Source organism: Devosia subaequoris, from assembly GCF_014197055.1.
Taxonomy (GTDB): domain Bacteria; phylum Pseudomonadota; class Alphaproteobacteria; order Rhizobiales; family Devosiaceae; genus Devosia; species Devosia subaequoris.
Genome location: NZ_JACIEW010000004.1, coordinates 361825 through 385987, shown reverse-complemented (window position 1 = coordinate 385987; position 24163 = coordinate 361825). Strand labels below are relative to the sequence as shown.

The following is a 24163-nucleotide window of genomic DNA, read 5'->3' as shown; positions in this document are numbered from 1 at the left end:
GCGCTTGAGTGGTTCATCAGCTTTTCGATGGTGGCGCTTGCCCTGCTCAAACTCCAGGACGTCGAGCGGTTCAGCACCATGTTTCTCAATTACGACCTTCTTGCGCGCCAATGGGTGCCCTACAGCTACATTTACCCGTATGCGGAGGCCCTTGCGGGGCTCCTGATGATATCCGGGGCGTTCATGTGGCTCTCGGTGCCGATCGCGCTCTCTATCGGTACCGTGGGAGCGGTGTCTGTATTCAAGGCGGTCTATATCGATCGGCGTGAACTCAAATGCGCCTGTGTTGGCGGCTCGAGCAATGTGCCGCTCGGCTTTGTTTCGCTCACTGAAAACCTGATGATGGTTGCAATGGCTGTATGGATGCTCGTTTCCAGGGTCATGTTTCCGGTGGCCTAGCCGATGGGCCTTAGTTAGTTCTCAGTCTCTCGACCGTGCGAGATACTCAGCGTGTTAGGACCAGAGGCCCTAGCCCCTACCAGGACGGCCCTCACGCTAGGGTCGCCAAGACAGCAGGTTTTTCAACGACTTCTGAAGGATCGAAGTGGCGGAGAGAGAGGGAAAATCCCCTATAAAGTTTAAGGCATTGTTTCCAAATCTTTTTTTCAGACAATCCGCAACTGCGTGTAGCATGGTTGTGTAGCACCCCATTGCGAGGCGGCTGCTTCTCCGGCATTCGCCGGTCGAGCTAAGCTTCTTATGCTAAGGCCTGACGGCAAGGGCCTCTAGCGCAGCCATCCGGAATAAGAGCCAAAAATGTGAAAAATCAACGAAAATTGCAGGCCGTTTCGCTGTTCTTGCGCGGGCGGTTGGCTTGCGCCCCTTATAGGCGCCTTTCTCTTTTGACCTAGCAATACCTTCGCGCTGCCGCTCTGACCTGAGCTCCTAAATCTCTTTGTCCCACTGGCCCACAAAATCAATTGGATCGAAAAACCAATATTGATTCCGACATGTCATTTTACAAACGATCTGGAATTTAAGCACGATCGTCATCGTGGTAAAAACAATGGAACTTAGTTCTAAAGATTTACTGCACCCGACACGTTGAGAACCGAGCAATTTTTTATTCAACAACGATTCAAGCAATGAACGCACTCGGCCTCAGCGCATATCGAATAAACGGGAGAAATAGTTGATAGAGAACGAGACTTCATATCTTGAGTTCTGTCTAAGCAATCTCGCCAACACAGAGCGCCAACTTGCAGCAGCGCTTAAAGCGGAAGCGCGGGATGAGAAGTTAATCGATGCACTCTCTGCGCTTTTCCTACTCGATCATTATTTTGTCGAAGAAGCACACCGACGGACAACGAAATACAACGCCTCTTGTAAGGCGTCCTGAAGATGGCTCGACCCTGCAGTATATGTGTGCACGAGAGGCGCAGCGAGATCGACGCTCGCATTGTGGCACGCAGACCTTTGCGGGACATAACGGTTGAATTTGGCGTGTCTCGCTCTGCCTTGTCTCGTCACAAACAACTGCATCTCATCCGAGAGGTAGCGCATATGGAGTGCAGTGAGCGACGTAGTGCCCTCAACCACGCGCAAAGCCTGCTAGAACTGGCGGACGGCCTCCAAGCCCAAGCTATTGTATTGTTCAATGCCGCCGCAGAACGCGGGGATGAAGTCGCCGCTGCAGCTTGGTTTGACCGGACGTTGAAGGCCTCTTCGTTTCGATTGTCAGTTCAACAAGCGCGGGCAAATGAACAAGATGCTCCGTCTGCAATCCGTGAGCGGATGGAAGAACAAGCTCGAATTTCGAAAGTTGCCGAGCGATTTTTACAGCTTTGGGGCCAGAAATCTGGGGAAAGGAAAACGCCTGATGATGTCTTGCATCTTGGGAAGAGCGACGGTTCGATAGCCGACAGCCGATAAAGTCGGATCATGCCGTTTTCGCCTTCCGCTTTCTCGTTATCTTCGGGACGGCTCCACGCTCAGCCTTGATACGCTCCAGCAACACGCTGGCGGGTTCGTCAGCGGGGTCCTGCGGCGCGAGTTCGCCCCGGAATGCCTTGGCAAACACGGCTTGTTCGAGGCGGTCGATCAGTTTTCGAGCGCTGGTGGCCTCGGAGCCTAGGCGGTCGATCCACTTAAGGGCCGCATCAACTTTCTTAACTAGCTCCGCCTGCTCGTCGACTGAGCAGACCGGAACTAGCAACTGCTCTATCCTAAACAGCGCCAGCTTAGGTTGGCCGGTCGCCACCGTGGCGGTGGTGATCTGCGCTTGGCCCTCCGGGGACTTAAGATAAAGGTCCAGATAAGCCGGAAGAACCTGTTCTGCCACAATCAGACGAGCGGCATTTTCTGTAAGGTTTGCCCCATTCGCCGTTGGTGGGACGACGAAAGTGGCCCCAATCGTTCCAGCGATGGAAATACACAGGTCTCCCGTCTCGACACAATACTGCGCAATTTCCTCGTGAACGGACCGTGACAAGTGTTTACAACTGGATGGGTCCAGTTTCCCATCTGTGAAATCAGTGACGCGGATGTACGGATACGACGTTTTTCCCTCAACGTAGCCCGCTCCCTTGGGCAGTCTCTTTCCGCCTAGTGGAACTGCAAAAGTGCCCATGGGCACCAAGAACCAACCTGCGGCTCCAAGCGGCTGTGGTTCTGACCCATCGAAATGCTCATAGCTCTTCAACAGAGCTTCATCTGTGGTTGTTCTCCGGCGCAGTTCCGCCTTGCGGCGGGCCTCCTTGAGCCACCGCCACCGTCGACCAGAACTAAGCTGCTCAGCAACGTGCTGGGTCCAAGCGGAACTACTGTTCTTAGACTGCCATTCCCGGGTCAGGTCCCCCCGGAACGCCGCCGCAAGGATGGCCTGCTTGTACTTCTCCACGAGGCGAGGGATATGATCGAGGTGATCGCGGGCTCGTCGAGAATTGCCGACGAGGCTGTCTATCTTTGCCACGATCCGCCGCTGCTCGGACAGTGGAGCGACAGGCACCTTCGAAGCGGCGAGTGCTTTTAGATACACACCCTTCTGGGCGGTGCCTTTTGCATTTTCAAGTAGCCATAGCTGGTACGCTGGACTTTCAAGTGCCCTTGCCAAAAACAGCGGTTCTATCTCACCGAAGTCGCCAATGACGGCAACACTGCGTTGCAATGTAAAGGAGGCGTCGGTCTGAACAACGGCAGTTCGTCCAATCGTACCGACGATTGTGAGCAGAACATCGCCTTGCTTGATGCGGGTCCGACGATGCTCACCATCAAACGCGACCTCCTCAATCAGCCGATAGTCATCGAAGATAATCTGTCCGTCACGTATGTTACGTGCACTTAACATGGGTTTGCCCGCGTCCATCTTCGGTGGTGGGTTGTGCGAACCATCAACGATTTTAGACGCAAGACTGCCCAGCGTCGCTTCTGCCCAACCCTGCGGCAACTCACTCATTCCGCTGCCTCCGCTAAGGCAGCTGCTTCGTCGACGCTGTCCGGCTCGATTTCCTCGGACAGCGCCTCGATCTCCTCCAGTGCAGCCTTGAGGTGGCCAATGATAGCAGCCGCAATGTCTTCCGGCTCGGTCAGTCCTTCTTCAGCTTCAGTCTCGGTATCGCGCAACCATGCGATGTCGAGGCTATCATTGCGGGCGGCAATGGCCTCACGGGTAAACTTACGCCAGCGGCCCTCCTCACCCTGTTCTTCCCGCTTGGCACGGCCCATCGGATCATCGCCATAAGCAGCCTCGAATTCGGCAAAGGCGGCAACGGTTAGGGGGCGGGTTTTACCGAAAACTGGCATGTTGGCCCGCATATCGTAGACCCAGACGGCCTTGGTGTTGCCGCTGTCGGCTTTGCCGCGCTGGAAGAACAAGACGTTGGTCTTGACGCCCTGCGCATAGAAAATGCCAGTCGGAAGGCGCAGGATCGTGTGCAGGTCGCAGAGGTCCATCATCCACGTGCGCAGGCGACGACCGGTATTGTCCTCGAACAGAACGTTGTCCGGCAGCACTACAGCAGCGCGACCGCCCGGCTTCAGGGCGCGGACGATGTGTTCAACAAAGGCGAGCTGCTTGTTCGACGTATCTGCTGTCACCGAGAAGTCGGAACGGGTCGGGCGGCCGCCACCCTTCTTGGTACCAAACGGCGGATTGGTCAGGACCAAATCGGCCTTGGCCAACGCCTCACCGTCAGGCGACAAGGTGTCGATGTTGTCCACGCCGCCCTCGATGCCGTGCAACAGCAAGTTCATCATGCATAGGCGGTGGGTATCAGGGACAAGCTCGCCCCCTGTGAATGCGTTGTGGCGCTGGAAGAATGCTTGTCCCTCGTTCAGCTTGTAGAGGTCGTCGGTGTGGTCCTTGATATAGCGGTCGGCGGCGACGAGGAAGCCAGCCGTGCCCGCTGCCGGGTCCTGCACGACCTCGCCGGGCTGCGGCTGCATCAGGCGTACGATGCAATCAATCAATGGGCGAGGAGTAAAATACTGGCCTGCGCCCGACTTTTTGTCGGACGCGTTCTTTTCCAGCAGACCCTCATAAAGGTTGCCCAGCCCCTCTTCGCGAGCCGAAAACCAATCGAGCTGATCAATGTTCGAGGTCAGCGCCTTGAGGTTGGTGGGCTTGCGCAAACGGGTCTGTGCGTCGGTGAAGATGGCGGCAACAAGGCCGTCCTTGGCCTTGCCAAGTTCGAGCAGCATGGCCTTGTAATAGTCGAGCTGCTCCATGCCCGCTCGCTTGGCGAGGATGCCCCAACGATAACCATCGGGCAGGCGGCTCTCCCGCCCAGTCTCCTCCAGCATCTTCAGGAACAGCAGATAGGTCAGCTCGGTCACGTACTCGTTGTAGGTGACGCCATCATCGCGCAGGACGTTGCACAGGCTCCAAAGCTTGGCGACGATGTCGGTGGTCGTGGTCATCAGGCGGTTTTCTTCCACATTTCTTCGTTAATCCCGGCGAGGATAGTCTCAAGTTCGCCGCCGAACACCTTGTTGAGCCGGTTGAACCCTCCATCGGCCATGAACGGCTCCTTGTCGATGGCCTCGCGATCAACAACGACTTCTTTCTCGATCTGTTCGCCGATCCGCTTCAGCCAACGCCTCTGCGGCTCCGTCCACTGACGGCTTGCCATGATTGAACGCATGGCGACCCTGACACGATCTTCATAGGGCACGAGCGGATCACCGATGGCTGCCTGACGCACAAAGCCGATGATCGAGGCGGCGATCTCCTCGTTTTTGGCATCTGCCCATGCCCGGCGCAGATTGGCCTCGGAGAAGCCCTTCCGGTCAAGGGCGAGGCGCAGTTCCTTCAGGTCGGCGCGGGTGAGGTCACGTGGTCGCTGCACCACCAGTTTCAGCGCAGCGATGGTGTTGAGGTTGTCGCGCACGAAGGCTGAGAAGCTGTCGAGGAAGTCTTCCGGCTTGTCGGCGTCGCCATAGCCTCTGGTCACGGCAACCACTTCGTCGGCATGGCGCGAGATCGGGATGTAGCGCGGATTGTCGCCCTCCGCCTGCCAGTCAAGGATCGCCCCGATGGCGGCCCGGTCCTTCAGCCATGTCGCGAGATCGGGCGCATTGCCGGACAACAACCGCTCCAACATTGCCTCGGGCGGTTCACCAGCGACAGCCTCGAACCGCTGCCGTGCGTCATCGGGGAGCTTCTTGAGGCGACGGCGCAACTTGACCGCGATTTGGTCACGGATGGTCTCGCGCTGGGCATCGTCGGTGGCGCCGATCATCTCGCCGACAAGCTGTTCGAAGCTGATCAACGGGTTGACCACGACCGGCTTCATGTCGGTCAGGTTTTGGAGGTGCGGATAGAGGTCAACGGCGTCGAAGATGCGGAACACTTCCTTGCCGATCTCATCGCACTTCCGTGTCGCCCGCCCGATCATCTGCTCGTAGAGTATACGGCTATTGACCCGACGCAGGAACACGAGGTTTGTGATTTTCGGCACGTCAATGCCGGTGGTGAGCAGATCGACGGTGACAGCGATCTTGGGGTTGGTGTCGTTGCGGAACGAGCGGATTAGCATCTGCACCTTGTCCACGCTGCCGGTGATCTTGCGCACCGCCGCGTCGTCGATTTCACCATAGGCGTCGAACAACGCCGTCTTGATGGCGCTCACGATGATGTCGGCATGGGCATCGGTGGCGGCAAAGATCAGGGTCTTGCCGGGTAAGGCCGGGTCAATGTGCTTGGCCAGTTCCTCGGCGACCACCCGATTGAACTCCGGCGTGATCACCTGCTTGTTGAACTGATCGACCTCGAAGTGGATTTCGTCGGGCAGGGTCGCGGTGTCGATCTCGCCCGTGGCCGGAGCAAGATACTCGACTGCCTCACCTCCCGCGAAGCCGATCCCGTCCCGAGCCAAGGCAGTCTCGATCCTGATGGGGGGCTCATGGTCGATCAGAAAGCCGTCGATCACGGCCTCCCGATACGAGTAGCGGTAGATCGGCTCGCCGAAGATGTCGGTGGTGTGCAGCGCCGGGGTTGCGGTCAGGCCGATTTTCACTGCGTCGAAGTATTCCAGTACGCGCCGGTACTTGGAGATGTAGTCGTCCTGCCCCCGGAACGAGAGTTCAGTCTCGGATAGCTCCCGGTCGAGCAGATAGCCTCGATGGCACTCGTCGATGACCATCAGGTCGTACTGATCGACGGGCGGGGCCTCGGAGGCGTCAGCGGCATAAAGCACCCGCTTCACCAGCCCCTGTATGGTGCTGATATGCACCTTGGTCTCCAAGTCCGGCATCACGTCCCCGAGCCCCTTCAGCCCGAAAATCTCCGCGAACGTCTTCCCCGACACGACCTTGGTGGTGGAAAACTCGCCCTCGGTCTGGTGGCCAAGCGCAGAGCGATCAACGACGAAACAAATGCGACGGAACCGCTTTGCGGACAACAGGCGATAGAGCAGCGCTATCGCGAGCTTGGTCTTACCGGTGCCTGTGGCCATCGCCACCAGCATCGACCGCTGCTCGTTCGACAGCGCAGTCTCTACGGCGCGGATAGCGGCCTCCTGATAGTGCCGGAGCGGGAAGCCGAACTCGAAGGGTTGGGCTTGCAGGGCAGCGTCTGCGCCATCCTGATCGACCTCCAGCAGCCCAGAGAGGCCCGCTGGTGTTAGCCAGTTCACCAGTGCACGACGATGGTTGGCGCTGCGGCGCGTATCTCGGAACCAGATGCCGCTCTCAGTCTCGATCTGCTTGAGGTATGACCGACCATTGGCTGCGAACACGAAGGGCACACGATGTTCGCCCCACGGACCACCAGCAAACGCGAAGTCACCACTCTCGCTGATCCCTGCTGAATACCGCTGCGACTGATCGATGGCGGCTGAGATGTTCTTGCGCTTGCGCTTGGCCTCGACCACCGCGATCAGGGTCGTGCCGACGAACAGCGCATAGTCGGCGGGACCATTCGCAGTGGGCCACTCAGCAATGGCCATGTTCCGGCCCTTGGCAGGCCTCACGCCTACACTGTAACGCATTGCCTTTGTGTCCGCCTCCCAACCATTGTCCCGCAGTTGCTGGTCGATTAGGGCGCGGGTCTCGGCTTCGTCTAGATCGAGCTTGGTTGCTGCTTCCTCGCCTCGTTTCATGAAGGCAAGCATCTTCGCACGAGGCGCGGCTTCGGCCTGAGCTTGTAAACGTGAGAGCTTGGCGGCGATAGCTGCCTTTTCGTTCTCGGTTTCCTGTGCAAGCCGTTCCCATACAGCGCGCTCCTCGGTTTCGCGCTTCAACCGCTCTTCTATCGTTTCAAGGTCGCGAGCATGCTGATCTGCCCGATCACGAGCCGCGCTTAGAGCTTCGGATACCTCGCCTTGCAACCTAGCGATCTCAACGCGCAGCGCGCCAGTCGCGTCTACTGGTTCGGAGGGAGGGACAAATGGGCCGGGATTGAAGGTGGCTTGTGGCCCATAAGTCCGATGGAACCAAATCCCCAGCGACCGCGCGAACTTCAGCGCTGTTAGAGCCTCTCCGTGACCACCCTTAGCTTCGTGAACGGCGGCATTGCCGGCTTTTCGAAGTGCGTGAAAAACGTCTGCGACCTCTCGCGGTATGATCCCGTCGTAACTGAGGCGCCGTAGCGTTTCATCGAACGTTTCCCGCTCATCGCGGTAGGCTGCTTGTCGCGCGGCAATCAGCTTCGCGAGTAGCTCAGCAAATTGGCGCAGTTTGACAATGGACGTGGAAGGGTCATCGCTAAAGTAACGCTCTGCCAGTCCACCAAGGGCATAAAGACGATTGTCATGCTGATCTAGGAAAGCGAAATTGGACGCAGTCACTGTGTTCCCCCACGACCATACTTTGTAAGTTGGAACCGTCGTTGTCCAGTGAACAGATCGCAACCCCGTGCTGCAGTTGGGAGGGGGAGGGGCGGTGCAACCGTTGCAGCGAAGGGCTACAAAACCCAAAGCCGCGCGCAAAACGCAGCCAGCGTTCGACTTACCGCCCATCTCCGGCAATGTAGTTTCCGACCCGCTACGCGGCGGGTTGAGGCGTAGCAACCTCTGCTGACAGGTAGGTGCCAGCCGATTTGGCACCAATCCTCGACCTTTTTTTTGTCCGGGAGCTAAGGGCGCATGTCCAAGCTCTCCGAGCCAAAGGCCTATAGGCCGTGTCAGCACGGTTGCTAACTCCCGGATCAACGGATCAACGGATCAAGGGGCATGAAGCGGGGGCGTACCGCTAGCAATCCCTGCGGGAAACAACATGGTCCCCCTGCTGCTATTTCTCATCCTGCTGGTTATCGCGTGGCCGGTTTTCGCTTTTTTCGGCGGTACGTTGCTTCTGGTCCTTTGGCCTCATCTGCACATCATCGTGCCAACGGTACTGATTACCATATCCTTGCACTTCGACGCATAGAACGATATCGCCTTCAGTTTATGTGTCGCTTAGAGGGGAAATCGAGCTTGGCTGAAGTAGTCGTTAAGCGGTCCAATGAACTGATTGATCCACAGGCTCAAATGCTTGTCGGATTTCTCGAAGACATGGGCCTACCATCAGAAAACGTAATCGCCGACATCAATCAGCGGAAAATCATTGGCGACAACCTACACGGCCTGATTGACGCACTGCCGCCCGAGGTAAAAAAGGATGCCCGGTATCTGTCAAAATTCGTGATTGGTGCGGGCGTCGGTCTGTTCGACTACTCACTGAATGCTGTTTGGAATGAGGTTGTTATAAACCTTCGGAAGAAGGCAGTGGTGTATGGGCTCGACATATTCTTCGACGCGGCTGTGGGCGGCAGCAAAACTAGAGAGTTTTATTCTAACGAAGAAGACCTTTCTTCAATTAAAGATAGCGTGTTGCTAAACACCTGCCGCAAGTTGGAATTAATATCGGACACTACTTATAAAAAACTGTCTCATATCCTCGACATGAGGAATGACATCGGCGTCTCACATCCAAACAATTACTCAATTAACGCCTACGAGCTTCTGGGCTACCTAGAGAATTGTATAAAAGACGTTCTAAATGACAACCCAACCGAAGCAGCGCTGCAAGTTCAGTCGTTCATAAAGAACCTGAAAACGACCACTGCGGTTATGGACAACGCCGCAAAGCAGGCTATCGAGCAGAAGATAACTGATTTGCCGACCCACTTATGCGGAAGCTTAATGCGTACCGTCTTCGGAATTTATGTTTCTTCTGATACAGACCCCTCAGTGAGAAAGAATATCTCACTCATAGCCCCTGTTTTGTGGAACGCCTGTGGAGATGAGGCGAGGTACAAGCTCGGCATCGTGCTGGAGGGCTATAATGTTAATTTGTTCAAAGACAAACACGATCTCGGGCAGCAGTTTTTTGAGGTTGTCGGCGGCAACGCTTACCGATCATCTAGTGAGCGCGTGATCATTGTAGACGAGCTAATTTCGCAGCTATTGGACAAGCATAACGGGTGGGATAATTTCCACAAAGAGCCGCCCGTTGCCGCCCAATTGTACTCTTACGTGCCCGAAGCCAATGCTATCTTTGACAATTTGGCGACGCGTCTTTTTAAGACGATCATGATGTGCCGAATTGGACGGGGCGTATCCTACAACGGGGGGGTGTCACCCGGCGGAAAGAAATATTACGACGCCATATTGGCGCTCACGGGCGATAAATTTGCCCCTCAAGTCATGGCTGTCATGAGCCAATTCGAAATAAAGAACAAGTTGCACAATGAACTTTGCCGAAAACATGCAAAGGCGGCTCTTGAAATAGCGAAGCAGAGCGTGATTAACGGACGTTTGCTGGAATGCATGGATTACCTCATCGCGAATATTGAGGGCGATCCAAAATGCGTTGATAGCATTGAGTTCAAAAAACTCTCTGCCGGACACATCGATTGGTCGTGAAATGAGCCTTCAGCGCGCACACGCAAGTGCGAAGCTTCTCCATTTGGGCGATCTTCCCACTGAGGCTTGCCCTATTGGGCCAAGATCGGCATCCGCTACCCATAAGGGCAGAGCATCATCGTCTAAGCTCAATTCGGTGCACCCGAGAGACTTTCCCGTCTGCGGCAAGCCCATCTACGACACCATCCTCTCGGACCGGAGTTCTATAAGTACCGTCGTCTGCTAGCGCCACGGCGTAGTTCGCTGTTTGGCTCCCCGGCCAGAACAGCTCCACTAGGTGGGGAACCACATTGTCGACGGAGCTGGGGCTAAACAGCATGGCTACTTTTGCGTCTACGGGGAGAACCATATGGGCGCCGGCGTCCATCAGAGCTTTCTGAATTTCCTTGGCTAACCCGGCATCTACCCCACGCGATTTTAGTGCTCCCGCGATAGTTATCAAATCGAAGACACGGAGAACTTCCTCTTCCATCTGGGAGCTCGGTGAGGTTGACCGAGGCAGTATGGTTTCCCCACCGTGGTCGAAGGGATCTGGCCGGTTCGAGCTAAAAAGTGGAAAAAGTTCGGCGGCCCAGCTTTCTAGTTCAGAGCGGGCAGGATCAGTCCACTCACTCTCCAGCGGAAAAATCTCTAGTGGTTGGTCGGCTCTCTTAAACGCAATGAACAGTGCCCGAGCGTTGATGTCGGCTACAGTTATCTGTGCACCAAGTTCGCATGCCCTTCCTATCCCTTGCATACACGAGGTCGCGATAGCTAATCCGGCCCTGTACTCGATGGTCCCAATGCCCCGCGTAGTGTCAGCGTAGCTGGCCAGTTTTTCATCCAACAGCATGGCAACAATGTTGAAGAACTCTGCGCCCTCGAGAATTTCCTTCGGGTGACTGAGAGCGTGGGAGCGAAGTTCGTCCCAACCAATGCCATCTGTCGGCCCAGCGACGCGAGCGAATTGCGAGAAGCCCAACTCAGGCGTCCACGTCCACGTCCTAAGTACATCACCGACAAGTCCTTCTTCATAGAACACGACGTTGTCTGAGGAGTGGATGATCTCAATGCCGGAGCATCCGGTGTGATCGGGCTCATCGAGCCGCGCCTCGGCCTTCTTTGGGAAAGACAAGATAAAAGGAGAACTGGGGCAGCCCGAACCTCCGAGGCCAACCCAGCCGAGCGCATAGGGTACGTTCTTGATTTGATCGATCAGGTCGATGCTGATTATGCCGCCCGACAGAAGGCGCCTACCGTCTATTTGCAGGACTTGAAGCCAATCCTCTTCACGCAAAATCTTTACTTCGCGGCCGAAAATCGTTGCCGAGAACTTCACGGGGCCCATCGGCATTTCTTCCGCCACAGAAGACAGCGCTGATAGCAACACACAGAGAGGAAGTAGCCGGCACCACCGCGTCACACGCATCTCGCGCGCTCCTTAACAAGTACAGGTCTCTGGCACGATCAAAATTGCAACGGGTTGCAATATCTGGCGCGCAGCAAACATAATAGCAGAAAATTCCTCGCTCGCGGAAGCAACCTGCAAACCGCGTTGTCACGCTAGTGACCCTCATCATCAAGAGGGATCTCTAGAGGTGGCCTATACTCTAGACCGTATTCTCACGAAGAGCCTCAGCTTCCATTTTGGCAAAGTCAACGCGCGCTCGCTCTAAGACTGCGTCGAAGGTCGTTCGAACCGCCGACACGCGACTAAAGGGGCGCAGTGTTTGCATCACGAAACCATATCTACCCTTCCAATGCCGAAAGGCTGAAACCCACGACAAAACATATCGGTGCAAAGATCTGGGATCAGCGCCCCTCAGGAGAATGCCTACCGTGAGCCTGCGAACTCGTTTGATGAATTTGCACTTGTTTTGCTCAAGCGGGACACTGGTAACCTTTCCTTTCCGCCGCTTGTGTTGATACCCAAGAAAGACGAAGCCATCCGAAACCCGTCGAATGCCGTCGCTAATCAACCGTAATTCGCCGGAGGGATGACGCGCGAATGCGTCTTGCAAGGAATGAACGGCTGCCTCCAACTGCCCTCGATCACTGGCGAGAACAACAAAGTTGTCCGCGTAGTTGCTGAGGGCAACTCCTTCTGGAAGCACCAAATCGCGGAGAATTGCCGCGGTTAGAGCTTCCGCTATTGTAGGAGAAGAGGCTGCGCCTTGCAGAAGTCCCTTCCGGCTCTCATCGAGTACGGTGGTCCTTGCGATAGCATGACGGTATAATCCATAGCCTGACACGTGTGCCCTGCTCTGGTTGTTCTCTAGAAAGATGGTGTTCCTAGAGACATTCTCCCCTACCGGCAGATGACTGGCTAGCCAAGTTCTGTCGATGGAAGGGTAGAAATTCCTTATGTCTAGGGTAGCCGCAAATCGATAACGTCCGCTTTCGAGCTTTTCTTGGACCCGATCTACAGCAGCGTTTCTCCCGCCATACGAGAGAAATTGATAGGGTAGCGAAGGGAGCTGCGGGCGCAGCGCCATTTTCACCAGATTTTGTCGCGCTGTCTCTCTTGGTCCAAAAGAATAAATGGCCCTGAACTCTGGCCACGCTTTCTTGTCCTTGGCTTTGATGCGCAGTGACTCATTTTCTGGAGCAGCAAGGCTTATCGACGCTGCGGTCTCGTACAGCTCTGCTGTTGTCATAGCGTGGTCAGCGAAGCGAGATTTTTTGAACGCTTGGACCGTTGCGATAAGCTTACCGGCGAAGCTCTTTGAAAGCTGGCGACCCAGATAACCGGCCTTCCGAAGCAGCCTTTTGCAACGGGTTGCATTTCCACTCAGCTCTGCGATGCGCGCTTGTTCACGACAATTTTCTATGCGCTTCCTCAACTTCCGCACGCGTCTATGCGCCAGTTTCAGAGGAAATGACGACACCAGCTGAGCTGCGAGCTTATCGGACACGATTACCCCTCCCCCTCATTTCTGCCTCTCCCTACCCCTAGCTGCGGGGTGAAACAGCTAGGGGATTTATCAGGGGGGAACCGGGAGCTAATCCGGCACAAACATAGTGACACAGGCGCGCATGAAAATCAACCAATTGCCATCTCAACTAACTGATTTTACTAACAAATTTAGATGTCACTATAAAAGATCGTTTGTCAAAAATGAGGGGCACGAAATCGGATAGCCGAGGCTGAGAACTCGGACTATGGGCTCCGGGGTAAGCACAATGACCACTTCATCGTCTGGGATTGGTTCGGTCTTCCCATAGCCTCCGAATGTCCATCGCATTGCCCGACCCTGCCAAATCAAAATCGGTTCTTGTGGAAATTGCATCCTCGATACGAAGGTTCCGCTCGGAAGCGCTGATGCCGCCTCCATGAACTGCCCAAGCCGTTCTAGGCGAGCAACGTGAATTTTAGCGTCTATTTCCTCCGCCGTCGGCAAGATTGCCGAATGGTGTGCGGCTGCCCACGCGGTCCGAAACTGCTCGTAATCATGCCGCCGGCATTGGGCACACGGGCGGTGACCCGCCGACAGAGCCACGGCCTCATCAGTGAAGAACAGCGGGTAATACCGCCCCGGCCTGTCAAAGGTGACGTTGGTCCCCTTCTTTGAATGCAGCGTGCAGCATATCCAGCGCTTGGTTTGCCACTGGCGTCTCAGACTGCCATCCTCCCCGCGCAAATCACCGCGATTGCCCATCATCGTGCCACGGTGAGCTGTCGCTTCGATTACCCCAAAGGGGCGTTGCAACGCGTTGCAATTTTGGACCACTAGAACTTCACCACTGGGCGACGTCACGAGGACTTCTCGCTTTCCCCTGAACGCAAATCTACTCCGGCGTACTCGATCTTGTTAATTTCCTCCTGCAACAGTTTCACCAACGGATCACGCCCATACCCATCCATGGCGGCCCGCCCTCCCGGCAAGTCCCATCCTCCGAGCATCGCTGTAAACTCGCGCGGAATTCGCGCCTTCTGCGCGGCATCTTTGAATGTGTGGCGGAAGCTATGGAAGACGAGGCTCTTGTCGGGAAAAACCGATCTAATCCTTCGCCCCATCTCTTTGTTGCGCGCCGTGAGCATATCCTTCGGACCAGCGGCGTCGGGGAAGAGCAGCTCGGTGCCCTTCCTATCCTTTACAAGGTTCAGGACGCCCATCTCCAGAAGTGTCTGATGTAGTGGCACAAACCGTCTAGAGCCCTTTGTCTTTAGCTTGCGCCCAGCATTTGGCTCGATGAATAGCACTGGCACGCCTTCGACCGTGGCCACGTCTTTGGCCTCCAACGCTAGAAGCTCTGCAAATCTTGCACCGGTTAACAATGCCAGCCTAGGGAGCCAATACATCCAGCCGCCAGACGTATTGCGCTTTGCAAAGTGAGGATGGGCAAATAGCTGGTTGAGCTCGGAGGTCGTGAATGGCCTGCGGCTTGCCTCTTCCGGAGCCGGTTTGCCGCGCAATGCAACGGCAGGATTGCGTGCAACCATTTCCTCAGCCGTAAGCCAACGGAAAAGCGCATTCAGGGCGTCTAGATAAAGCTGTACTGACTTGGCGCTCATAGGGGCAACGCCCTCTTTGTCCGAATGCAGGATTGCGCGCTTGAGCGACAAGTGCGGATAGCGCTTCGTGCAGTTGGGCGGCATCTTTCCCAAGAGGTCGCGAACCTCTCTGAGTTCGGCCCGAGTGATTTCCGCTACGTCGCGATCACCGCCAATTAGCTCGGTGAGCACATGATACCGAAACTCATAGGCAGCGCGCGTCTTGGGCGAGACCGACGCTCTTTCGGGCGCGGACTTGAATTGCCGGACCGCCTCTTTGAAACTCAGGCTCGGCCGAGCTTGGTCAGCAGATTTGTCGGCTCCCTTGAACAGAGGGTCATACGTTCCTTCGGGTCGTAAAGCGGCCCTATCTGCATCGCGAAGGTGGTGCTCGATTAGTGCCCTCTGAACGGCTTCCACCAGTCGGGTAGAGTCGCGGGAGGAGGTGCTGACGTCTAGGCCCGCTTCCCTTCCAACCCGCAGCGCGATCTTCTGGAGGCCCGCATCATTCAGAGAAGTTGAGACGTTGGCGGCATCCTCTTCGTTCTGACGCAGTCGATCAGATCGCTCATCCTCAGAGAAGGGAACTGGCGCAGCTGAGCGTTCCAACTGCCGGAAATAGTCTCGCGCGATTTTCTGGAGGCGCTCGTCGGTACTGGCAACACCATGTTGGACTGATGCTGGAAATAGGCGCTTGTCGGCTTCGGCGAAAAGAGCATCGGCTTTTAGGCTCTCGAGACGCGCCAGTTTGACCGCCTCTCGGTAATCCACCTGCCCAAACGACCGATGAATTTCTTTCTTTCCCAACTCCTTCCGAAGTCGGTCAGGCACTCGAACCCTAAAGACCCAACTTGTGCCCCTTTGATAGAGGCGGTTTTCCCGTGCCATTCATGCCCCTTGTGTAGCATGACTGTGTAGCTCGGATCATAATAAACTATTGAAAACGCTCAATCAACTGCACGATCAAAGGCTTGAGAGCGAGTGGCGGAGAGAGAGGGATTCGAACCCCCGATAGAGTTGCCCCTATGCCGCATTTCGAGTGCGGTGCATTCAACCGCTCTGCCATCTCTCCGCGAGATCGAACGCCCTGGTAGGGGCGCGGCTGGTCGATACGGGGCGGCTTATGGCATAGCCTTGATGCGCCTGCAACACTTCAATTGCGACCTTTTTCGACCCCGTAAGGCCGAACCCGGCTCACAATGCTGTGCTGCCTCATCCTCACCCAGTTTCAGGCGCTAGTCTAATGGCGTTCGCAATTGAGGGAGACTTTGACATGCTCACCCGCCGCAACATCGTAGCTGGCATCGCCAGCTTGCCTTTTGCCGGCCTCGCCGCCAGTCTTATGCCTTGGGCCAGCTTTGCCCAGGACGCCACCGGAGAGAGGCCCATGCCCGACACCATCCCCACCAATGCCGGAGACCTGGTCATCCATCCCATCGATCACGCCAGCCTCGTGCTCGAATTTGACGGCAAGGCCATCTATGTCGACCCGGTTGGCGGGCCCGAGCTTTATGCGTCCTTGCCGGCTCCGTCCGCCATTCTGATCACCCATGGACATGGCGACCATTTCGATGTGCCAACGCTTCAGGCCATTGCCGGCGACGCGCCGCTGATCACCAATGGCGATGTGCATGCCAAACTGCCCGAGGCCCTCAAAGCCAGGGCCACGGCCATGGCCAATGGCGAGAACGGTACCATTCTCGACATCCCGATCCGGGCCATTGCCGCGCACAACACCACCCAGGACCGTATGAATTATCACCCGGTGGGCGTCGGCAATGGCTATGTGCTGCGCTTCGGCGACAGCCAGGTCTATGTGGCCGGCGACACCGAGCCGACCGAGGACATGCTGGGCCTGAGCGACATCGCGGTCGCCTTCCTGCCCATGAACTTGCCCTATACCATGACGCCGGAGCAGGCGGTCGAGGCCATCAACACCTTCAAGCCGGCGATCATCTATCCCTACCACTATGGCGAGAGCGATCTGAGCCCGCTCGAAACCGACGTGGCCGACGGTGTCGAGGTGCGCCTGCGCAACTGGTATCCAAACCAGGCCTGATCCGGCGGTCCTGACACCGAGCAAATGGCTTGACTCTTGGGGGTTTTGCCCCGATAAGCCCACCAATCTGCGCACTGGTCCGTCCGGTGCGCTGGTTTTTGTTTGAGAAACGCTGCTCGAGGCTGCCGGCTGATTTTCGGCCCACACCATTCGAAAAGCCCGCGGAACTGGCATGCAACCGCGGCGCCGCAGAGCGCGACAGAAAAAGGGACCGCGTGAGAAAACCACGTGGCTGACTGAATGACTTTTGCCGTTATCAAGACGGGCGGGAAGCAGTACAAGGTTGCTGCCGACGACGTCATCAAGATCGAAAAGCTCGATGCCCAGGCCGGTGACATTGTCACCTTCGATCAGGTCCTCATGGTTGGCGACACTGTTGGCGCCCCTCTGGTGGAAGGCGCCCTGGTGGCCGCCGAGCTGCTCGAGACCAAGAAGCAGAAGACCGTCATCATCTTCAAGAAGCGCCGCCGCCACAATTCGCGTCGTCGCAATGGTCACCGCCAGCTTCTGACCACCGTGCGCATCACCGAAATCCTGACCGGTGGCAAGAAGCCCTCCGTCAAGGCTGCTGCCAAGGCCGACAAGAGTGAAGCCGTGGCTGAAAAGCCGGCCAAGAAAGCCGAAACCAAGGCTGCCCCCAAGGCGGACGCTGCTCCGGCTGGCGAGTTCAAGGACGACGTCAAGCTGATCGGTGGCGTTGGCCCCGCGCTGGAAAAGAAGCTGGCTGCTGCCGGCATCACCAGCCTCAAGCAGATTGCCGACTGGACTGCCGAAGACGTGGCCAAGTTCGACGAAGAGTTGAACTTCAAGGGCCGTATCGAACGCGAAGAGTGGATCGCGCAGGCCAAGGATCTCATCGCCGGCAAGGCCGGCAAGGAATAAGGACAAAGAACCATGGCACATAAGAAAGCAGGCGGTTCATCCCGCAACGGTCGCGATACCGCTGGCCGTCGTCTCGGCGTCAAGAAGTTCGGCGGCGAATCCGTCATCGCCGGCAACATTCTCGTGCGTCAGCGCGGCACCAAGTGGGCACCGGGCACCGGCGTCGGTCTGGGCAAGGATCACACCATTTTCGCACTGGTCGATGGCACCGTGGCGTTCCGAACCCGCGCGAACAATAAAGTACACGTGTCTGTCGTCCCGGCAGAGGCCGCCGAATAACCCGGCAGGCCTTTCAAACCCGCCGGAGACCTGTTCCCCGGCGCCGCGTTTGAAAAAACAAGCAGATGCAAAGGGGAACCGGTCAGCCGGTTCCCCTTTTTCTTGCCCGGAGCATTTGCCAATGACCATCGTCGCACAGAGCCTCAAGGATCGCCTGCCCGCCACCATCCGCACCGCGCGTCTGGTGCTGGCGACCCCGACCCTGGCGCATGTTCCGGACATGGCCGTTCTGGCCAATAACAAGGCCATCCACGCTATGCTGTCGCGCTTGCCCCATCCCTATGGCCAAAGTGATGGACGCGACTTTGTCGAAAACATCGCGCGCGGCGACACCGAGTTTGCCTGGGCAATCGAATGGGACGGCGCCTTTATCGGCACGGTCGGACTGCATATCCTGCCCGAAAAACTGCCCGAGCTTGGCTATTGGCTGGGTGAACCCTTCTGGGGCAAGGGTTTTGCCACTGAGGCCGCTAACGCCGTGGTCGCAGCTGCCCGAGCGGCCGGGGCAACTGCCTTGCGTTCGCGAGCCCTGAAGCACAACATAGCCTCAAGAAATGTGCTGAAAAAAGCTGGCTTTGTCGAAACAGGTGAAGCCATCGAACCGGACCACAATCTGGCCGGCAAGACCATGACTCTCATGCGACTGGAGTTCGATCCGAGATGACCGAGCTCCATACCTCCCGTCTCCTCCTGCGCCCGGCCCGCCCTGACGACGCACCCTGCTTTGCACTGGGGGTGAGCGACTTTGCCGTCGCCCGCTGGCTGACGCCGCTGCCCTTTCCGTTTACCCTCGCCATGGCCAATGACTGGCTGCGGCTGGCGCCACAGAACGGGCCGGACAAATCCATGTTCATCATCGATCTGCCCGGGCGCGGACTGATCGGCTGCGTTGCCCTAACCAGTGAAATGGGCTTCTGGATCGCCCGCCCGCATTGGGGCAAGGGTTATGCCTCCGAGGCCGCCCGCGCCGTTATCGACTGGCATTTTTCTACCAGCAACCAAAGTCATATTTCCGCCAGCGCACACCACGACAATCGGGTCTCACTACGGGTCAAGGCGCGGTTGGGTTTTGAGGAAGTGGGGCGCGACATGCGGTTTTCGCAAGCCTTGCAACACAATGTGCCACATGTGCTGACCCGGCTGACTCGCGAGCGCTGGATGGAGCGAGAGGAAAGACCATGCGCCTGAGACCAGCGCAACTGGAGACTGGCGGGCATTCAGTCGCGCCCGTGTCCTCTTGGTGATGGAGTTGCAGGGATGATGAACCCAACCCTTCTTACCGAGCGGCTGATCCTGCGGCCGCCCCAGATGGGCGATGCAGAGCCAATCGCGCGCTATCTCAACGATCTTGAGGTGGCCGGCAACCTTGCGCGCGTCCCCTTTCCCTATCACATAAGCGATGCTCGGGCCTGGCTCACAAGCCAACAGGCCCGACAGGCCGCCAACCAGACCAGTTTTTCTATCGAGCTGGCCGGGGTAGGCTATGTCGGCCATATCGGGTATCAACCCTCAGGCGAAGAGGCGATCATCGGCTACTGGCTGGGCAAGCCGCACTGGGGACGCGGAATTATGTCCGAAGCTGCTGTTGCAGCGGTTCGCTGGTTCTTCGACCAAACTGATGCACAGGCCATCTATTCGGGCGTGTTCCATTTCAACGCCGCGTCTCTGGCCATTCAACACCGGCTTGGGTTTACCGAGACGGGCCGTTCCACCCTGCTCTGCCTTGCGCGCGGCGCCGAGCTGGAGCATATCGACACTAAATTGACACGTGAGCGTTTCCAGCAAGACTGGTCAGCCGGAAAGAAGCCGGCAAGCGCGACAGACCAGATGCTGGAAGGCACGACAAAGCCATGAAGTTTCTCGACCAGGCCAAGGTCTATATCAAATCCGGCTCCGGCGGCGGTGGCGCCGTCAGCTTTCTGCGCGAAAAATTCGTCGAATTCGGCGGTCCCGATGGCGGCAATGGCGGACGCGGCGGCGACGTCATCGCCGAATGCGCCGATGGCCTCAATACGCTGATCGATTTTCGTTACCAGCAGCATTTCCGCGCCGGCACGGGCGTACACGGCATGGGCAAGAACCGCACCGGCGCCGATGGCGAAGATATTGTGCTGCGCGTGCCGGTCGGCACCCAGATCTTCGAAGAAGACCAGGAAACCCTGATCGCCGACTTCACCGAAGTGGGCCAGCGCATTGTGCTGCTGAAAGGCGGCAATGGCGGTTTCGGCAATGCCTATTTCAAGACCAGCTCCAACCAGGCGCCGCGCCGCGCCAATCCCGGACAGGAGGGCACCGAAAAGGGCATCTGGTTGCGATTGAAGCTGATCGCCGACGCCGGTCTTGTGGGTCAGCCCAATGCCGGCAAGTCCACCTTTCTCTCGGCCGTCTCCGCCGCCAAACCGAAGATTGCCGATTATCCCTTCACCACCCTGCACCCCAATCTGGGTGTCGTGCGCATTGCCGAGCGTGAATTCGTCCTGGCCGACATTCCGGGCCTGATCGAGGGGGCCAGCGAAGGCATCGGCATCGGCGACCGGTTCCTGGGGCACATCGAGCGCTGCGGCGTCTTGATCCATCTGATCGATGGCACCAACGAGGACGTCGCCCACACCTATCAGGCGGTGCGCCACGAACTGGCCGCCTATGCCGATGTGCTGGCCGACAAGCCCGAAATCGTCGTGCTCAACAAGGTCGATGCGCTGCCACCGGACGAGCTCAAGGACAAGATAGAGGCACTCAAAAAGGTGTCAAAGGCCGATATCCGCCAAGTGTCCGGTGTCACCGGCCAGGGTGTCGAACAGGTGTTGTTCGACGTATTGGCGATTCTCGATGCCGACAAGGCCGCCATCGCCGAAGCCGAGCGCAAGCAGACGGAAGAGAAATGGACGCCTTAAAGTCCGCCGATCCTCTCGCCAATTTCCGGCGCATCACCATCAAGATCGGCTCGGCCCTGCTGGTCGATGCCGCTGGCAAGCTGCGCGCCGAATGGCTGGCGGGCCTGGCCGAGGACATTGCCACCCTCAAGGCTGAAGGGCGCGAGATTGTCATTGTCTCTTCAGGGGCCATTGCCCTGGGACGAAGCCTGCTTGGCCTCAACGCCCTGGCGCTAACCCTGGAACAGAGTCAGGCCGCCGCCAGCGCCGGGCAGATTGCCCTCAGCCAGGCCTGGTCCGCAGCCCTCGGCCAGCACGGCATTGTCACCGGGCAAATTCTGATCACGCCCAATATCACCGAGGAGCGGCGCTATTATCTCAATGCCCGCACCACCATCCAGACCCTGCTGGGCCTGGGGGCGGTGCCGATCATCAATGAGAATGACAGCGTCGCCACCGCTGAAATCCGCTATGGCGATAATGACCGGCTCTCGGCCCGCGTCGCCACCATGATCGAAGCGGACGTGCTGGTGCTGCTCTCCGACATTGACGGGCTCTATTCCGCACCACCGGCACTGGACCCCAACGCCACCCATCTGCCGGTGGTGGACGCCATCACGCCTTCGATTGAAGCCATGGCCGGGGGCGCGGCCAGCCATCTCTCACGCGGCGGGATGACGACCAAGGTAGAGGCCGGCAAGATCGCCACCCAGGCCGGCACCGCCATGATCATCGCCAGGGGCACCGAAAATCATCCGCTGGCCAATCTGGTCTCGGGGGGCCTGCACACCCTGTTCAGGCCCGCCACCACCCGCGCGCAATCGCGCAAGCGCTGGATCATGGGCACCTTGGCCGTGGCCGGCACGGCACAGGTCGATGGCGGGGCCGCCCGTGCCCTGGCCCTGGGCAAATCGCTCCTCCCCATCGGCGTCACCCGGATCACCGGAGACTTCGAGCGCGGCGATACCATTGCCGTTCTCAATCCCGATGGCCGCGAGATCGCCAGGGGCCTGGTCGGGCTCGACAGCGAGGATGCACGCCTGGTCATGGGCAAGCGCAGTGACACCATCGTCGCACTGCTCGGCATGGACAGCCGCGCCGAACTGGTGCATCGCGACAATCTGGTGCTGACTGGCAGCACCGACACCAAGCAGAAACAAGAGGCCAACCATGAGCCTGGCTGAAGCAACCGCGAGTGATATTCCGGCCCTGATGGCCGAATTGGGCCGCAATGCCCGAGTGGGCGCCAATGCACTCAAGATCGCCACGGCGGAACAGAAGCGCACTGCGCTGCTCACTGCCGCCGGCGCCATCAATGCGCACCGCAAGAAGATCCTCGCCGCCAATGCTCTGGACATGGAAGCCGCCGAAAAGAAGGGCATCTCTAAGGCCTTTCTCGACCGGCTGCTGCTGAACGATGCGCGCATCGACGGGATCATCGAGGCCGTCACGACAATTGCCGAACTGCCCGATCCGGTTGGCAGCGTCATTGCCGAATGGGACCGCCCCAACGGGCTCCATATTGAGCGCGTGCGCACGCCGCTCGGCGTCATCGGGGTGATCTTTGAATCGCGCCCCAATGTCACGGCCGATGCCGGCGCCCTGTGTATCAAATCGGGCAATGCCGTGATCCTGCGCGGCGGCAGCGACAGCTTTCATTCCAGCCGCGCGATTGTCGATTGCCTGCTCGACGGACTGCATCTGGCCGGCCTGCCGGTGGAATGCGTGCAATTGGTGCCCACCACCGATCGCGCCGCGGTGGGCGAAATGCTCAAGGGACTCGAAGGCAATATCGACGTCATCGTGCCGCGCGGCGGCAAGACGCTGGTCGCGCGCGTGCAGGCCGAAGCCCGGGTACCGGTCTTTGCGCATCTCGAAGGTCTGGTGCACGTCTATATCGACAGCTCCGCCGATCTCGACAAGGCCGTCAGCGTGACCCTCAACGCCAAGATGCGCCGCACCGGTATTTGCGGCGCGGCCGAAACCCTGCTGGTGCACAAGGATGTGGCCTCCACCCACCTCCAGCCGATCATCGAGGCGCTGGTGGAAAAAGGCTGCGAAATCCGCGGCGATGCAACGGTCCAGTCCATGCTCTCTGGCGCCAAACCTGCGACGGAGGAAGACTGGAAAACCGAATATGAGGACGCCATCATCTCGGTGAAAGTGGTCGATGACATCGCGGCCGCCATCGCCCATATCGAGCGCTATTCCAGTCACCACACCGAAGCGATCATCGCCGAAGACCCGGCTGCGGTTGAAAAATTCTTCAATGAGATCGACTCGGCCATCCTCATGCACAACGCCTCAACCCAGTTTGCCGATGGCGGCGAGTTCGGCTTTGGCGGGGAAATCGGCATTGCCACGGGCAAGATGCATGCACGCGGACCGGTGGGTGTCGAGCAGCTCACCAGCTTCAAGTACCGAGTCCGCGGCAATGGGCAGACGAGACCCTAGCCGTTGACCCTGCGCCCACCACTCCGCATTCCCGGCATCACCGAAATCCCGCCCTCAGCACCCGGCATGCGCATCGGGCTGTTCGGGGGCAGTTTCAACCCCATGCATGACGGGCACCGCCTGGTCATGGAGGAAACACTGCGCCGCCTCGAGCTGCACGCGCTCTGGGTGCTGGTGACGCCGGGCAACCCGCTCAAGGACAATTCTGATCTGCCACCGCTCGAGAACCGCGTCCGGGCCGCCCGCGCCTTCGTCACCGATCCCCGCGTGCGCGTCACCGGATTTGAGGCCGCCAGGGGCTTCTCCTATAGCTGGCAAACCATCGATTTTTTGACCACCACGATGCCTGACCGGCGCTTTGTCTGGATCATGGGGGCCGACAGCCTGGCCGATTTCCATCGCTGGCAGCGCTGGCGCGACATGGCGGCAAAAATCCCCATTGCCGTCTACGTCCGCCCGGGCGCCGCACACCGCGCGCTGGCCTCCCGCGCCGCAGCGACACTGGACTACGCTCAGCTCGATGAAACCGATGCCGCCCTGTTGGCGCGATGCCAGGCGCCGGCCTGGATCTACCTGCAGGGACGGCAATCGACCTTGTCTTCCAGCGCCATCAGGGCGTCACGAAACCTGCGTTAGGCTCTCGCCTGGCCTTGATCTTGCGAAATCGCCCGAAAAAGCGCATATTCAGGCTCAAGTGTGATCATTGTCACCGGAACAGGAACAGACGGCTTGCCGTTTTCACGACGCCGCAACATTCCGATCAACAACAACCAAGGATGCTCATCTCTCGCATGACCCGTGCACTCGCATGGGCGGAAGGCCGTTTCTGATGGCCGCGCTGCCCGAAAACACCTCCGCC

General features: G+C 58.1%; 19 protein-coding genes and 1 tRNA gene. 13 read left to right on the top strand and 7 right to left on the bottom strand.

Annotated elements, in window-relative coordinates; all coding sequences use genetic code 11:
* Together GGR20_RS10585 and GGR20_RS10580 are read left to right on the top strand one after the other, a co-directional pair.
* Positions 1-399: MauE/DoxX family redox-associated membrane protein (locus GGR20_RS10585; protein ID WP_276511914.1), on the top strand; the 399-nt coding region annotated here is incomplete at its 5' end.
* 1044 nt (positions 400-1443) lie between these two features.
* Entirely contained in the window at positions 1444-1872 is a 429-nt protein-coding gene (locus tag GGR20_RS10580; protein ID WP_183311212.1) for a hypothetical protein, read from the top strand.
* Positions 1873-1879: 7 nt separating this feature from the next.
* Here GGR20_RS10580 and GGR20_RS10575 read toward each other — a convergent pair whose 3' ends face one another.
* From GGR20_RS10575 to hsdR, 3 genes are read right to left on the bottom strand one after another with little or no spacing between them, the layout of a single operon-like run.
* Positions 1880-3394: a restriction endonuclease subunit S gene (locus GGR20_RS10575; RefSeq protein WP_183311211.1), complete on the bottom strand. Its 1515-nt coding sequence runs from the start codon at positions 3392-3394 to the stop codon at positions 1880-1882.
* Complete coding sequence (locus GGR20_RS10570; protein ID WP_183311210.1) at positions 3391-4857, bottom strand: class I SAM-dependent DNA methyltransferase; 1467 nt, start codon at positions 4855-4857, stop codon at positions 3391-3393. Before GGR20_RS10570 ends, GGR20_RS10575 begins: the two co-directional genes overlap by 4 nt.
* Positions 4857-8396: a type I restriction-modification system endonuclease gene (gene hsdR, locus GGR20_RS10565; RefSeq protein ID WP_183311241.1), complete on the bottom strand. Its 3540-nt coding sequence runs from the start codon at positions 8394-8396 to the stop codon at positions 4857-4859. Before hsdR ends, GGR20_RS10570 begins: the two co-directional genes overlap by 1 nt.
* Positions 8397-8852: 456 nt before the next feature.
* On the opposite strand from hsdR, the gene GGR20_RS10560 reads away from it, so the two are divergent.
* A complete protein-coding gene (locus tag GGR20_RS10560) occupies positions 8853-10283 on the top strand; it encodes a hypothetical protein (RefSeq protein WP_183311209.1) in 1431 nt (476 codons plus the stop codon).
* Positions 10284-10398: 115 nt separating this feature from the next.
* Here the strand turns inward: GGR20_RS10560 and GGR20_RS10555 are convergent, their stop codons facing one another.
* From GGR20_RS10555 to GGR20_RS10540, 4 genes are all read right to left on the bottom strand, one after another.
* The gene (locus GGR20_RS10555) at positions 10399-11610 is read right to left on the bottom strand and encodes a hypothetical protein (protein WP_183311208.1); all 1212 of its coding nucleotides are present in this window, start codon (positions 11608-11610) and stop codon (positions 10399-10401) included.
* Between the two features lie 262 nt (positions 11611-11872).
* Positions 11873-13177 carry an RNA-dependent RNA polymerase family protein gene (locus GGR20_RS10550; protein WP_183311207.1) on the bottom strand — a complete coding sequence of 435 codons (1305 nt, stop codon included), beginning with the start codon at positions 13175-13177 and terminating at the stop codon, positions 11873-11875.
* A gap of 839 nt (positions 13178-14016) precedes the next feature.
* Positions 14017-15645, bottom strand: coding sequence for a DUF6538 domain-containing protein (locus tag GGR20_RS10545; protein ID WP_338084720.1), 1629 nt, complete (start codon positions 15643-15645; stop codon positions 14017-14019).
* A gap of 94 nt (positions 15646-15739) precedes the next feature.
* Positions 15740-15829, bottom strand: a tRNA-Ser gene (locus GGR20_RS10540).
* A 201-nt stretch (positions 15830-16030) separates the two neighbouring features.
* Here GGR20_RS10540 and GGR20_RS10535 point away from each other — a divergent pair.
* The 10 genes from GGR20_RS10535 (at position 16031) to GGR20_RS10490 (ending at position 23940) form a co-directional block, all read left to right on the top strand.
* Positions 16031-16816 carry an MBL fold metallo-hydrolase gene (locus tag GGR20_RS10535; RefSeq protein WP_183311205.1) on the top strand — a complete coding sequence of 262 codons (786 nt, stop codon included), beginning with the start codon at positions 16031-16033 and terminating at the stop codon, positions 16814-16816.
* A 240-nt stretch (positions 16817-17056) separates the two neighbouring features.
* Complete coding sequence (locus GGR20_RS10530) at positions 17057-17698, top strand: 50S ribosomal protein L21 (RefSeq protein WP_183311204.1); 642 nt, start codon at positions 17057-17059, stop codon at positions 17696-17698.
* Positions 17699-17710: 12 nt separating this feature from the next.
* Positions 17711-17977, top strand: coding sequence for a 50S ribosomal protein L27 (gene rpmA, locus GGR20_RS10525; RefSeq protein ID WP_183311203.1), 267 nt, complete (start codon positions 17711-17713; stop codon positions 17975-17977).
* Positions 17978-18098: 121 nt separating this feature from the next.
* Positions 18099-18641, top strand: a complete 543-nt coding sequence (locus GGR20_RS10520; RefSeq protein WP_183311202.1) for a GNAT family N-acetyltransferase — start codon at positions 18099-18101, stop codon at positions 18639-18641.
* A complete protein-coding gene (locus GGR20_RS10515) occupies positions 18638-19165 on the top strand; it encodes a GNAT family N-acetyltransferase (RefSeq protein WP_183311201.1) in 528 nt (175 codons plus the stop codon). Before GGR20_RS10520 ends, GGR20_RS10515 begins: the two co-directional genes overlap by 4 nt.
* A gap of 72 nt (positions 19166-19237) precedes the next feature.
* The gene (locus GGR20_RS10510; RefSeq protein ID WP_210283145.1) at positions 19238-19831 is read left to right on the top strand and encodes a GNAT family N-acetyltransferase; all 594 of its coding nucleotides are present in this window, start codon (positions 19238-19240) and stop codon (positions 19829-19831) included.
* Positions 19828-20871 carry a GTPase ObgE gene (gene obgE / locus GGR20_RS10505; protein ID WP_183311199.1) on the top strand — a complete coding sequence of 348 codons (1044 nt, stop codon included), beginning with the start codon at positions 19828-19830 and terminating at the stop codon, positions 20869-20871. Before GGR20_RS10510 ends, obgE begins: the two co-directional genes overlap by 4 nt.
* Positions 20859-22034 carry a glutamate 5-kinase gene (gene proB / locus GGR20_RS10500; RefSeq protein WP_183311198.1) on the top strand — a complete coding sequence of 392 codons (1176 nt, stop codon included), beginning with the start codon at positions 20859-20861 and terminating at the stop codon, positions 22032-22034. Before obgE ends, proB begins: the two co-directional genes overlap by 13 nt.
* Positions 22021-23304 carry a glutamate-5-semialdehyde dehydrogenase gene (locus GGR20_RS10495; protein ID WP_183311197.1) on the top strand — a complete coding sequence of 428 codons (1284 nt, stop codon included), beginning with the start codon at positions 22021-22023 and terminating at the stop codon, positions 23302-23304. Before proB ends, GGR20_RS10495 begins: the two co-directional genes overlap by 14 nt.
* Before the next feature lie 3 nt (positions 23305-23307).
* A complete protein-coding gene (locus GGR20_RS10490; protein ID WP_338084719.1) occupies positions 23308-23940 on the top strand; it encodes a nicotinate-nucleotide adenylyltransferase in 633 nt (210 codons plus the stop codon).
* Positions 23941-24163: the final 223 nt, after the last annotated feature.

Bases quoted from the DNA above. Each gene is read 5' to 3' on its own strand.
- GGR20_RS10575 (WP_183311211.1), bottom strand. From the start codon at position 3,394: ATGAGTGAGTTGCCGCAGGGTTGGGCAGAAGCGACGCTGGGCAGTCTT.
- GGR20_RS10570 (WP_183311210.1), bottom strand. From the start codon at position 4,857: ATGACCACGACCACCGACATCGTCGCCAAGCTTTGGAGCCTGTGCAAC.
- hsdR (WP_183311241.1), bottom strand. From the start codon at position 8,396: ATGGGCGGTAAGTCGAACGCTGGCTGCGTTTTGCGCGCGGCTTTGGGT.
- GGR20_RS10555 (WP_183311208.1), bottom strand. From the start codon at position 11,610: ATGGGCCCCGTGAAGTTCTCGGCAACGATTTTCGGCCGCGAAGTAAAG.
- GGR20_RS10545 (WP_338084720.1), bottom strand. From the start codon at position 15,645: ATGGCACGGGAAAACCGCCTCTATCAAAGGGGCACAAGTTGGGTCTTT.
- GGR20_RS10535 (WP_183311205.1), top strand. From the start codon at position 16,031: ATGCTCACCCGCCGCAACATCGTAGCTGGCATCGCCAGCTTGCCTTTT.
- GGR20_RS10530 (WP_183311204.1), top strand. From the start codon at position 17,057: ATGACTTTTGCCGTTATCAAGACGGGCGGGAAGCAGTACAAGGTTGCT.
- rpmA (WP_183311203.1), top strand. From the start codon at position 17,711: ATGGCACATAAGAAAGCAGGCGGTTCATCCCGCAACGGTCGCGATACC.
- GGR20_RS10520 (WP_183311202.1), top strand. From the start codon at position 18,099: ATGACCATCGTCGCACAGAGCCTCAAGGATCGCCTGCCCGCCACCATC.
- GGR20_RS10515 (WP_183311201.1), top strand. From the start codon at position 18,638: ATGACCGAGCTCCATACCTCCCGTCTCCTCCTGCGCCCGGCCCGCCCT.
- GGR20_RS10510 (WP_210283145.1), top strand. From the start codon at position 19,238: ATGAACCCAACCCTTCTTACCGAGCGGCTGATCCTGCGGCCGCCCCAG.
- obgE (WP_183311199.1), top strand. From the start codon at position 19,828: ATGAAGTTTCTCGACCAGGCCAAGGTCTATATCAAATCCGGCTCCGGC.
- proB (WP_183311198.1), top strand. From the start codon at position 20,859: ATGGACGCCTTAAAGTCCGCCGATCCTCTCGCCAATTTCCGGCGCATC.
- GGR20_RS10495 (WP_183311197.1), top strand. From the start codon at position 22,021: ATGAGCCTGGCTGAAGCAACCGCGAGTGATATTCCGGCCCTGATGGCC.